Annotated in this window: 9 protein-coding genes; 4 read left to right on the top strand and 5 right to left on the bottom strand. The window is 44.3% G+C overall.

Annotated features, from left to right (window positions below; genetic code table 11):
• From rsmG to RWS24_RS10025, 5 genes are all read right to left on the bottom strand, one after another.
• Positions 1-602 (bottom strand): 16S rRNA (guanine(527)-N(7))-methyltransferase RsmG (gene rsmG, locus RWS24_RS10045; RefSeq protein ID WP_314367144.1); only part of this gene is annotated, 602 nt, incomplete at its 3' end.
• A gap of 81 nt (positions 603-683) precedes the next feature.
• Positions 684-1,427 (bottom strand): ABC transporter ATP-binding protein, encoded by a 744-nt coding sequence (locus RWS24_RS10040; protein ID WP_314367142.1) that lies wholly within the window; start codon positions 1,425-1,427, stop codon positions 684-686.
• A 57-nt stretch (positions 1,428-1,484) separates the two neighbouring features.
• Positions 1,485-3,821 carry an FtsX-like permease family protein gene (locus RWS24_RS10035; protein ID WP_314367138.1) on the bottom strand — a complete coding sequence of 779 codons (2,337 nt, stop codon included), beginning with the start codon at positions 3,819-3,821 and terminating at the stop codon, positions 1,485-1,487.
• Entirely contained in the window at positions 3,796-5,079 is a 1,284-nt protein-coding gene (locus tag RWS24_RS10030; RefSeq protein WP_314367136.1) for an MFS transporter, read from the bottom strand. The genes RWS24_RS10035 and RWS24_RS10030 overlap by 26 nt, the downstream gene beginning before the upstream one ends.
• A 61-nt stretch (positions 5,080-5,140) precedes the next feature.
• Entirely contained in the window at positions 5,141-5,758 is a 618-nt protein-coding gene (locus RWS24_RS10025; RefSeq protein ID WP_314367134.1) for a TetR/AcrR family transcriptional regulator, read from the bottom strand.
• 153 nt (positions 5,759-5,911) lie between these two features.
• Here RWS24_RS10025 and RWS24_RS10020 point away from each other — a divergent pair, with 153 nt between their 5' ends.
• From RWS24_RS10020 to RWS24_RS10005, 4 genes are all read left to right on the top strand, one after another.
• Positions 5,912-6,481, top strand: a complete 570-nt coding sequence (locus tag RWS24_RS10020; RefSeq protein ID WP_002902574.1) for a LemA family protein — start codon at positions 5,912-5,914, stop codon at positions 6,479-6,481.
• Between the two features lies 1 nt (position 6,482).
• Positions 6,483-7,379: a zinc metalloprotease HtpX gene (htpX, locus tag RWS24_RS10015; RefSeq protein ID WP_032909505.1), complete on the top strand. Its 897-nt coding sequence runs from the start codon at positions 6,483-6,485 to the stop codon at positions 7,377-7,379.
• 458 nt (positions 7,380-7,837) lie between these two features.
• A complete protein-coding gene (locus RWS24_RS10010; protein ID WP_295506580.1) occupies positions 7,838-8,719 on the top strand; it encodes a helix-turn-helix domain-containing protein in 882 nt (293 codons plus the stop codon).
• Between the two features lie 69 nt (positions 8,720-8,788).
• Positions 8,789-12,957: glycoside hydrolase family 70 protein (locus RWS24_RS10005; protein ID WP_314367126.1), on the top strand; the 4,169-nt coding region annotated here is incomplete at its 3' end.

Genomic DNA, 12,957 nt, shown 5'->3' with positions numbered 1-12,957 from the left:
CTGAGGTTGTCTTGGACCTTGCTAAAGAGTAAGTTGAGGGCATTTTTTGCTTCTTCCAGTTCTTCTGGAGCATTTGAAGCCTTGAGCGCTAGGAGCTTGCCACCCACTTTTAGATAGGGAATGGTCAGCTCAGACAGAACCTGCATCCGAGCAACCGCACGAGCAGTGACCAGGTCAAATTGAGCCCGAAAAGCCTTGTCCTGAGCAAAGTCTTCTGCGCGGCCGTGGTAGAAGTGAACCTTGTCCAGCTCGAGCTCCTCTGCCAGCAGTTTGAGAAAGTTGATTCGTTTGTTGAGCGAGTCAATGATAGTCACATCCATCTGAGGACAGATGATTTTCATAGGGAGACTGGGAAAGCCGGCACCGGCGCCGATATCCAGCAGTTTAAGCTCTTGATTATCGATCAGGCCTTGCAAAACGGGCGCTATTGAATCATAGAAATGCTTGAGATAGACTTCATTTTTCTCGGTGATAGCTGTAAGATTGATTTTTTCATTCCATTCGACCAAGAGTTCAAAATAACGCTCAAACTGGTCTTTCTGGTGGTCGGTCAGCTCGATTCCCTGCTCGTTCAATAGCTGATAAAATTCTTGCGGTGTCATAGTTTCATCCTTGTCTGTCAATGTTCATTCTATTATATCATAAAAAGGAGACCCCGGCATTCTACCAAAGGGCCTCTTTTCTTATATGCCAATCTGATTGAGCTCCGCCAAGAGCAGCTGGCGCCGCTCATCCTGATTAGCGGTTTGGTCAAAGAGAACTTCTTTTTTTATCTTGCCATCTAAAATGAGCAGGACCTTGTCGGCATAGGTAGCCACACTGGCATCGTGCGTCACTAGGAGAATACTGTCACCCTGCTGGTGGAAGTGCTGCATGAGTTCCATAGCTTGACGGCCAGCCAGAGAGTTAAGCGCTCCTGTCGGCTCGTCAGCAAAAATGATTCGAGGCTGGTTCATGAGAGCCCGGCAGATGCCGGCTCGCTGGAGCTGGCCGCCCGATACCTGATGGATAGAGCGGTGAGCAATGTTCTTAATGCCAGTCAGAGCCATTAACTCCTTGGCTCGCTCATAGGCTGCCTTTCGCTCGCTGCTTTTCTTACCAATGATACTTGGTAGGCAGATATTGTCTAGGATATTGAGATTTTTCAGGAAGGTTGCCTGCTGGAAGACAAAGCCGAAAGACTCTCTTCGAAGGCGGTCCAAGTCCTTGTCTTTCATGGCTAGCAAGTCCTGTCCCTCGTAAAGAATCTGGCCTTGGTCAGGTCTATCAATGGTGGATAGAAGATTGAGAAGAGTGGATTTCCCACAGCCAGAAGGTCCCATGATGGCGATGAATTGGCCGCTTTCAATCTCCAGCGACAAATCACGGAGAATGGGCTCCTGATTTTCCTGATAGCTTTTGCTGAGGTTGTGTGCTTCTAATAACATAGGCTTCTCCTCGGATGTAAAATAAATGCTAAGTGCTCGAAAGCTATCTGCTTAAGGTCAATGTTCCTTTAGATAACGTCCAATTTCCAGCTTGTTCAGCGCTCGGAGACTGATGTGTGCTGCTGTAAGTCCGCTAAGAAGCAGAGCCAGCGGTGTCCATAGAAAAGTAAGGGACTTATTGATGATGAGCTGGAGTTTGCTGATACCGAAGCTGCTGAGCAGCAGACTGCAGACTTCTTGCCCTAGACTAAGGAGCAGCAGGTCGGCTATTGCCAGAGCCAGCATCAAGATGAAGCAGACGGCGAGCAGGTAGTGGCTCCTGAGTCGCTCACTGCCAAATCCCAGCATCCGATAAAGTGCCAAGTCAGCTTGGTCCTTGGTGAAAATCATATAGACAAAGAGGGTCATAAGGATGAAGATGATTCCCAGTCCTGTCCAGAAGACACTGGTCTGAATCAGGCGGAGCATGGCTAGAGTGTCATCAAAAGTCTGATGGAAAAAGTCTTCTACGTCGGTTAATTTATAATTGGAATAGTGTTTTTTCCATTCGTTGATTTTTTTAGTTTTGTTGCTAGCATCTTTAAGACGAATGGTCGTCAGACTATTGAGCGTTTGTGCTTGCTGTGTCACAAATACAGCCTTGGCGGTCTTTCCGCCGTAGGTCAGGTCCGAATAGATACCGACTACTTTTAGTTTTCTGGCTTGACCGTCTATCGTCAAGGTCAGGCTGTCTCCTACTTTTAGCTTGAGCTCTTCTGCTTTAAGCTTGGAGAGGGCAATTTCATGCTCGTTTTTAGGATAGCGGCCTTGGCTGTATTTGACTGGAAATCCTGCATGGTTTCCCAGAGTTACCCGCAACTGCTGTGTTTGGCCTTGCTGGTCTTGATAGGAGAAATTCTGGCTCTGGTACTGATTAATTTCTGCTATATCCTTGTCTGCCTGCAGTTCTTTCAGAAGCTGGGCAGCCTTGGTATCGATATCTTCAGTCTGAGAAATATCAACCAACACATCTGCCTGACCAGCTCCCATATACTGGATGAAATTTTTGTCCATCACAGTGCTGTAGAGGCTGGCTGGCAGGAGGATAAGCAGGCTAATCAAACTGACAATGAGCAAGATAGTCAAATAGAGTTTCTTATGATTGAGAATTGTTTTCAGAGCGAAATAGGGTCTGTCTAAAAAGGGAATAGTCGGTAAGCCCATTTTCGGAGTAGAACGCGTCTCGGTCAGACTGTTGGAAGAAGCTAATCTTAAAGCTTGACCGGGCATCATTTTCTTAAAAGAGCTTAGAGGCCGGGCAGTTAGCCAGAAGACCAAGAGACAGAGCAGCAGAGCCACTAGCATTTCCAAAAGATAGCTATAGAAGGGCGTCGGACTTTGCCCCATAGACAGTGCCATCTGCTTTTTAAAAGGACCACTCAGAAGAAAGGACAGTCCCCAGCCTGCGATGGTTGCTAGAGCCAGACAGAAATAATACTTGGTCAGGTAGACTCTGCTGATAAATCTTTGGGGCAGCCCCATCACTTTCATAACAGCAATCTGCTGCAGTTCTTCTTGAATCTTGGTCAAGAGGGCAAAGCGCATGCAGAGAAAGGTGATGCCAATGATGGCCACAACCAGCAGCCCCATGACTAGGATGACTAGAGCATCATTGAAGCCGTTAATCATCTCAATAGTCGGATAGATAATCATAGGCGGCCCGTTGGACTCGAGGTCAGCATTTTTATAGGCCTGCTCGATGGTAGAAATCTGGCTAAGCTTATGCACTCGAAAAGCAATCAGGTTTTCATTAGATGCAAATGCTTCTTTTTTCAGAGTCTGCAAATCAGTCTGCGAGATGAGGAAGCGCTTGGAGGAGACTAGACCAGCATTCATCTGGGCATCTCGGATAAAGCCCTTGACAGTCAGCTCTAGCTTGCCGACTCTTATTTTGTCGCCGATTTTGATTTTTCCGCTATTGTAATAATAAAGGGGGATATATACTTGCCCCGGCCGAGGCTGGGCTGGCTGGTTATTCTGATCTAGCAGAAAGTCAAAGTTTTGGTTTTGACTGGAAAAGCCATTATCTTGCGAGCTGTCCTGAAGTGAGTCTTTCTCATTGATGCGGATGGCTGATCCTTCCACATTGACAAAGTCGGTCAGCTGCCAAGAGACAATTTCAGCATGCTGCTGGACAAAGTTTTTCAGACGTTTTCGGTCGACGCTTCCGCTGTGCATTTGTAAGAGATGAGGGCTTTTAGCTGTTTCTACAAAGCGCTCAATTGAGCTAGTTAGACTGACGGTCAGGCGTGTAGCTGCAAAGCTTAGGGTCAGAGTCAGAAGCAGGAAAAGCCCAATGACCAGCATGCTGACTTTGTTTTCTTTTAAATCATTTTTTATCAAGCGTTGAAACATATTCCAGCTCCTTTACTGAACGTGCTCGGGAGAGCAGGTAAGCACCGATGCTGATAGAGATACCGGATAGGATAAAGAGCAGACCGTAGCCTCTGCCTCCTCCAACACCGATGACTTTTCCGACAGAATTTGCCAGCCAGCCAAAGTAAGTCAGCGAGGGTTTGAAAAGTGTATCCGCAACCCAACCCATGCCGGCATAAGCTAGCACATAGCCCAGCTGAGAAATAATGCCAATGGTTCCCCAGACCTTGCCTTGATCGGCTTTGTTAATATTGATGCGGACCAGGTAGTCAATGGCTGTATTGGCAAAAGGCAGAGCAGCAAAGAGGAGAAAGCCAAAGCTGCAAATCCAGATGAAGTTTTCCTTCATTCCCAGCCCAACCATGAAGAGCCCCAGTAGAAATAGAGATAGGCAGAGCATACGATGGAAGTGTTTTTTGATAGCAAATATCCCCAGAACCAAGCCTCCAATCAGCATACCACTGCTAGAGATGGTCATCACCCAGCCGGTTGTTTTGGCGTCTGAGAAAGCCAATACCAAGGGAGAAAGCAGGATTTGGACTGTTCCCAGAAAGAAGGAAAAGCCTGTTCCAGCTAAGACTAAAAACCAGATGCCTTTTTTTCCATAGACGATTTGAAAACCTTTAAGGAAATCAGCCCAGAAACGGCTATCACTGCTATAAACTTGTGAATGAATGGCCCGTCGGGCTAGCAAGGTGCAGGCTACTGTCACGAAAATGGTCGAAAAATCCAGCAACAGAATCGTGCTGATATGTCCACTCGCCAAAATCATTCCAGCCAAGGCTGGTGAAATCAGATAGCGGGCAATGCCATTAATCTGGGACAAACCAGTTGCTTTTGATAACTGATCTTCCGGCAGCAAGTCGGAAATCGTAGCTCGAAAGGCCGGATTGACCAAGGCTGAAAAGAGCGAACTAATTGCAGCTCCGATACAGATAAAAATCAAAGCAGGATTCTTCAGACTAAAGTAAATCCAGAGAACTCCTAAGCCTGACAGACCATCCCCCAGAGCCATCAGCAATCTTCGGTCATAGCGATCTGCCAGAATTCCAGCCAGAGGAGTAACCAAAAGACCGGGTAGAAAAGCACAAAGCGTAACAAAAGAAGAAACAGAAACCAAACCGGTCAGCTGGAAGATATAAACTCCTAAAGCGAAAGAAGTCATACCAGAGCCGATTTCCGAGATGAAGCTTCCTATCCAAATCAATAAAAAGAGTCTAAAGCCTGATTGTTTCATAGTTGCCTCCTAATCTTGTGATGTCAAGTAAGTGTAAATAGTAAATCTAGTAATTAGCTGTCTAGCTGCTTTGTGTCTGAATCAAAGATAGAAAGGAATTGAAGTAGCCTTGCCGGCTGTGAAAAATAGTTTCTAAAAGATAGAGAAAAGCCTGTAGTTTTTGCTGCTGTTTTTCTGGGGGGAGAGCCTGAAAACTGCTGCCAAAAGCTTGTAGTGAATAAGTAAGAATCATTTCCAGGCTTTCGTAGGGATAATCAGTCTTCATGTCTCCAGCAGCGATGCCGTCTTGGATGATGGGAAGTAAAATCTGAGGTGCCCGTTCAAGAAGAATTTGATTGGTCTTTTCGTGCAGGAGCGCATTTTGCGGCTGATTGAGATGCAGCAGCACTTCCTCTCCCTCTTGATGATTAAGATTCAGAGCAGCCATGCTGCCAAACAAGCGCTCTAGGACAGTTAGTTCACGATTATTGGCAAAGGCTTGAGAAGCCGTAAATGCTTGTTCAATAGTTCGCTCAATGATGGCATCCATTATCTCTTCTTTAGAAGAAAAGTAATAGTAGAGAGTACCGCGGGCGATTTGAGTCGCTTCTAAAATCTGGGAGATAGAGGTCTGGTCAAAGCCTTGCTCCATAAAAAGCTTTTGTGCGGTATCTAAGATAAAGTCTTTTTTATTAGCCATGCTTGCATCCTTTTTATTAGTAAAATTTTATTCGACCGACAGTCGGTTTATTCTTTCCTTTATCGTACATCTTTTCTAAATCCATGTCAAGAATAAAGACACTTCCACTATTTTTTGATATAATAAGTCTAATCAAAATTGAAGGAGTATATCATGACTTTTATTATTATTCTTATTATTGTCGCGGTTTTAGCATTCTTCGTTGTTGGTGCTTACAATACCTTGGTTAAAAGCCGCATGCAGACTCAGGAAGCTTGGAGCCAGATTGATGTGCAGCTCAAGCGTCGTAATGACCTGATTCCTAACCTCTTGGAAACGGTCAAAGGCTATGGCAAGTACGAGCAGGCAACCTTGGAAAAGGTAACACAACTGCGCAGCCAGGTAGCTTCAGCTGCTTCACCAGCCGAAGCCATGCAAGCCAGCGACGCCCTTTCTCGTCAGATTTCTGGAATCTTTGCAGTAGCTGAAAGCTATCCAGATCTGAAAGCAAATACCAACTACTTGAAATTGCAGGAGGAGCTGACTAATACTGAAAATAAAATCGCTTATTCTCGTCAGCTTTATAATTCAGTAACTAGCAACTACAATGTCAAGCTGGAAACTTTCCCAAGCAATATTGTTGCAGGAATGTTTGGCTTTAAAGCTGCGGACTTCCTCAAGACACCAGAAGAAGAAAAGGCTGTGCCAAAAGTTGACTTTGGCAGCACTGGACTAGGTGACTAAGATGCTATTTGATCAAATTGCCAGCAATAAAAGGAGGACTTGGCTCCTCCTTATCGCTTTTTTCGGTCTCCTGGCTCTCCTTGGAGCAGCTATTGGCTATCTCTGGCTGCGGTCTGCTGTAGGTGGTATCTTGCTAGCCTTGATCATAGGAGCGATTTATGCCGGAGTGATGATTTTTCAGTCTACAGAAGTGGTTATGGCTATGAACGGGGCTCGCGAGGTCTCTGAGCAGGAAGCGCCCGAACTCTATCATATTGTTCAAGATATGGCCATGGTCGCTCAGATTCCTATGCCGCGTGTCTATATCGTAGAGGATCCCTCTCCCAATGCTTTTGCGACCGGATCTAAGCCTGAAAATGCAGCTGTCGCAGCAACGACGGGTATCTTGCAAATCATGAATCGTGAGGAGCTTGAGGGAGTGATAGGCCATGAAGTCAGTCATATTCGCAATTACGATATCCGAATTTCAACGATTGCTGTGGCTTTGGCCAGTGCTATTACTATGTTGTCTAGCCTAGCTGGCCGTATGATGTGGTTTGGTGGCGGCCGGCGCAGTAGTAATGATCGAGATAACGATAGTGGTTTGGGAATTATTCTCCTTATCGTATCACTGATTGCCATCATTCTGGCACCTTTGGCAGCTACCTTAGTGCAGTTGGCCATTTCTCGTCAACGGGAGTTTCTGGCTGATGCTTCCAGTGTAGAGCTGACCCGCAATCCGCAAGGGATGATTAATGCCCTACTTAAGCTGGATCGCAGCGAGCCTATGGAGCATCATGTCGATGATGCCAGTGCAGCTCTCTATATCAGCGACCCGAAGAAAGAAGGCGGACTGAAGAAACTCTTCTATACGCACCCTCCTATTTCAGAGCGGGTGGAGCGATTGAGACATATGTAAAAATTGGGAAACTTAAATTATTCCCAAAAGTTAGATAAATAACTAGTAAAAGGATTTAGTTCTGCATTGGGGAGGACTAAGTCCTTTTCATTTTGCTTCCTTTAACTCATGTCTAAAAAATATTCGTTTAGATTTTGTTACAGTTTTATTTCAGTCATCCATAAACCTTAGATTGTCCAAGTTTATTTTTGTATAAGTAAGGAGGCTAGATTTAAAAAAGCCAGTGTTTTCAAGTTGTCAGGTTGAACCCTCCTGACTTTCTTATAAAATTAGCATTTTCTTGAAAACCATAAAATTTTCAGAAAAGTCACTATATTGAGTTATTTTATTGTTCAAGTTAATCTATTTGTATCATTTAGAAATACAAAGTAGTTTTTTTGTAACAAAACAGAAATATATTACTAGTATATTAAATTTAGTAAAAAATTTTATTGCATATATGAAACCGGGGGTTCGGTATGTTGAAAACATTTGGAAAAATTTTCAAAGTCATTAGAGAATCAAAAAACATGTCTCTTAAAGAAGCGGCGGCCGGAGATATTTCAGTGGCTCAATTGTCCCGTTTTGAGCGGGGAGTCAGCGGTATCACGCTTGATTCTTTCTATTGCTGCTTGAAGAATATGGCTGTTTCTCTAGACGAGTTCCAGTATGTTTACCATAATTACATTGAGGCAGATGATGCGCTTTTCTCAAAAAAAGTAGCTGATGCTTATCAGGAAAACAATGTCGTCAAGCTCCAAAGTATTTTGGCTAGCTCAGAAGCTTTGGCTGAAAAGTTCCCTGAGAAGAAGAACTATAGGCTCAATACAATTGTTGTTAGAGCAGTATTGTCTTCCTGCAGTCCAGATTTTCAGATTAGCAAGAAAGATACAGAATTGCTGACTGACTATCTCTTTTCCGTCGAGGAGTGGGGACGTTATGAACTCTGGCTCTTTACTAATAGTGTAGATTTACTGACCTTGGAAACACTGGAAACCTTTGCTAGTGAGATGATTAATCGCACCCAGTTTTATAATGACCTACCAGAGAACCGCCGGCGTATTATTAAGATGCTACTTAATGTTATCAGCGTCTGCATAGAGGGAAATCATTTGCAGGTTGCTATGAGATTCCTCAATTATCTTGATCATTCTAAAATCCCTGAGACAGATCTCTATGAACGGATGCTGATTAAGTATCATAGGGCCCTTTATTCCTACAAGGTTGGGAATAGCCATGCTCTAAACGATATTGAGCAATGCTTATCTTTTTTGGAATTCTTAGATTCCTTTGGTGTTGCCCAGAAGCTCAAAGCTCAGTTTGAAAGAATTTGCCGATCACAGTTGCAGATGTGCAAATAAAATAGACTCATTTCTAAAAATATACTAGAATAAGAGTATAACTTTATACCAAATTCAGAAGGAGGTTTTATGATGGAGAAAAAAATTCATTATAAGATGCATAAAGTTAAGAAGAACTGGGTAGCCATCGGTGTGACTACCTTAGCACTTATTGTAGCACCAAAAGTACTTGGTCTCGAAGCAGGTCTTGTCCATGCCGATGATGTTAAGCAGGTGGCAGTTCAAGAACCAGCTGCAGCTCAGGATATCAGTTCAGGGCAGCCAGTTCAAGTACAAGCCAACTCAGCTTCTCCACTGGAAGCAGAAAAAGCAACTTCTGCAGACAAGGAGACTGATGCTGCTGTAGCCAGTGAAAAGACTGCTGAGACTGCAGCAAATATGGAAGCAACAGCTCAAACAGATGCTCAAGAGCCAGCTAAGCCGGCAGTAGCAGAAGCAATAACTACAGAAAAGGCAGCCGTTGCTGAAGAAACCAAAGCAGCTAACGCAACATCAGAAACTGCTAAAACTGCAGCAATTGCTCAGGATAGACAAGCAAGTCCAGCAACTGTTCAAAAGCAAGCTGCTGACAAACAAGCAAAAAAGACTGTTACAGACAAGATTGTTGCAAATCCAAAGGTTGCAAAGAAAGATCGCTTGCCAGAACCGGCTCAAAGACAGGGAGCAATAGCTGAAAGAATGCGTGCTGCTCAAGCTCAAGCGGCGCCTGCTAATACTGAGCATGATGATGATGTGCTGGCTCACATCAAGACCATTGATGGCAAGAAATACTATGTTCAGGACGACGGCACAGTTAAAAAGAATTTTGCAGTTGAACTCAATGGAAAAATTCTTTATTTCGATGCAGAGACCGGAGCTTTGGTTGATTCAGCTGAGTATCAATTCCAGCAAGGTACTAGCAGCCTCAACAATGAATTTACCAGAATGAATGCCTTCCATGGTACAACGGACAAGGACATCGAAACAGTTGATGGCTATTTGACAGCAGATAGCTGGTATCGTCCAAAAGCTATCCTCAAGGATGGAAAAACATGGACTCAGTCTACAGAGACTGACTTGCGTCCGCTTTTAATGGCTTGGTGGCCTGATAAGCAAACGCAGGTTAGCTATCTCAACTATATGAACCAGCAAGGTTTGGGAGCAGGAGCTTTTGAAAACAAAGTGGAACAAGCTATCCTGACAGGTGCTTCTCAGCAGGTTCAGCGCAAAATTGAAGAAAGAATCGGTAAAGAAGGCGATACTAAATGGCTGAGAACACTGATGGGCGCATTTGTCAAAACTCAGCCAAACTGGAACATCAAGACTGAGTCTGAAACAACCGGTACTAATAAGGACCACTTGCAAGGTGGAGCTCTGCTTTATACCAATAATGAGAAGACTTCTCATGCTAATTCTAAGTACCGTATCCTGAACCGCACACCAACCAACCAAACTGGTACACCTAAGTACTTCATTGACAAGTCAACCGGTGGTTATGAGTTCCTGCTAGCTAACGACTTTGACAACTCTAATCCAGCTGTTCAGGCTGAGCAACTCAACTGGCTGCACTTTATGATGAACTTTGGCAGCATCGTAGCCAATGATCCGACTGCTAACTTTGACGGAGTCCGTGTCGATGCGGTAGACAATGTCAATGCGGACTTGCTCCAAATTGCTTCTGATTACTTCAAGTCTCGCTACAAGGTTGGAGAAAGTGAAGAAGAAGCCATCAAGCATCTGTCTATCTTGGAAGCCTGGTCTGACAACGACCCTGACTACAACAAAGACACCAAGGGTGCACAATTACCGATTGATAATAAGCTTCGTCTATCCTTGCTTTATTCGTTCATGCGTAAGCTTTCTATCCGTAGCGGTGTAGAGCCAACGATTACGAATAGTCTGAATGACCGTTCTACTGAAAAGAAAAAGGGCGAGCGGATGGCCAACTATATCTTTGTTCGGGCTCATGATAGTGAAGTACAGACCGTTATTGCCGACATCATCCGGGAAAATATCAATCCAAATACGGATGGTTTGACCTTTACCATGGATGAACTCAAGCAAGCCTTCAAGATCTACAACGAAGATATGCGCAAGGCAGACAAGAAGTATACGCAGTTCAATATCCCAACTGCTCATGCTCTCATGCTCTCCAACAAAGACTCCATCACTCGGGTCTACTATGGTGATCTCTATACTGATGACGGTCAATATATGGAGAAAAAATCTCCTTACCACGACGCTATCGATGCCCTGTTGCGTGCTCGGATTAAGTATGTAGCTGGCGGTCAGGACATGAAAGTCACCTATATGGGTGTACCTCGTGAAGCTGATAAATGGTCTTACAATGGAATTTTGACTTCTGTTCGTTATGGTACTGGTGCCAACGAAGCAACGGATGAAGGAACAGAAGAGACCCGTACCCAAGGGATGGCAGTTATTGCTTCTAACAACCCGAATCTCAAGCTGAACGAGTGGGATAAACTGCAAGTCAATATGGGAGCAGCCCATAAGAATCAATACTACCGTCCTGTGCTCTTGACGACCAAAGATGGTATTTCCCGCTATCTAACTGACGAAGAAGTGCCGCAATCGCTCTGGAAGAAGACAGATGCTAATGGTATTTTGACCTTTGATATGAATGATATCGCAGGCTACAGCAATGTCCAAGTTTCTGGTTATCTGGCTGTTTGGGTACCAGTTGGTGCTAAGGCAGATCAGGATGCTCGTGTAACAGCTAGCAAGAAGAAAAATGCCAGCGGTCAGGTTTACGAGTCTAGCGCAGCCCTTGATTCTCAGCTGATTTACGAAGGCTTCTCTAACTTCCAAGACTTTGCAACTCGCGATGACCAATATACCAATAAAGTCATAGCTAAAAATGTCAACCTATTCAAGGAATGGGGAGTGACTTCATTTGAGCTGCCACCTCAGTATGTATCTAGCCAAGACGGTACTTTCCTAGACTCTATAATCCAGAATGGTTATGCCTTTGAAGACCGCTATGATATGGCAATGAGTAAGAACAATAAATATGGTTCTTTAAATGACCTGCTCAATGCTCTCCGTGCTCTTCATAGTGTCAATATCCAAGCCATTGCGGACTGGGTGCCAGACCAAATCTACAACCTGCCAGGCAAGGAAGTGGTAACAGCAACTCGTGTCAACAACTACGGAACCTATCGTGAAGGCGCGGAAATCAAGGAAAAACTTTACGTTGCCAATACTAGAACGAATGGTACAGACTATCAAGGCAAGTATGGTGGAGCCTTCTTGGATGAACTCAAAGCTAAATACCCAGAAATCTTTGAACGAGTACAGATTTCCAACGGCCAAAAGATGACGACTGATGAGAAGATTACCAAGTGGTCAGCTAAACACTTCAACGGTACCAATATCTTAGGTCGCGGGGCTTACTATGTTCTTAAAGATTGGGCTAGCAACGAATATCTCAATAACAAGAATGGTGAGATGGTGCTGCCTAAGCAACTGGTCAATAAGAAAGCTTCCACTGGATTTGTTAGTGATGCTAATGGTACTAAGTACTATTCAACTAGTGGATATGAGGCTAAGAATGCCTTTATCCAAGATGAAAATGGAAATTGGTATTACTTCAACAACCGTGGCTATCTGGTGACAGGCGCGCAAGAAATTGACGGCAAACAGCTCTACTTCCTCAAGAATGGTATTCAGCTGCGTGATTCTCTCCGTGAAGATGAAAACGGCAATCAGTATTACTATGATAAGACTGGTGCCCAAGTTCTCAACCGTTACTACACTACTGACGGCCAAAACTGGCGTTACTTTGATGCCAAGGGTGTCATGGCTAGAGGTCTGGTAACCATGGGTGGCAATCAGCAATTCTTCGACCAAAACGGCTACCAAGTCAAGGGCAAGATTGCGCGTGCCAAAGATGGTAAACTTCGTTACTTTGATAAGGATTCAGGTAACGCTGCTGCTAACCGCTTTGCCCAAGGTGATAATCCAAGTGACTGGTACTATTTCGGAGCAGATGGTGTTGCAGTAACAGGTCTTCAAAAACTTGGCCAACAAACACTTTACTTCGACCAAGATGGCAAGCAAGTCAAGGGTAAAATCGTGACACTTGCAGACAAGAGTATCCGTTACTTCGATGCCAACTCAGGAGAAATGGCAGTCGGCAAGTTTGCAGAAGGATCTAAGAACGAATGGTATTACTTCGATCAGACTGGTAAAGCAGTGACAGGTCTTCAGAAGATTGGCCAACAAACACTTTACTTTGA

Source organism: uncultured Streptococcus sp. (genome assembly GCF_963528215.1).
In the GTDB taxonomy this organism is placed as follows: Bacteria; Bacillota; Bacilli; order Lactobacillales; family Streptococcaceae; genus Streptococcus.
This window is presented reverse-complemented; position numbering and strand designations above follow the sequence as displayed.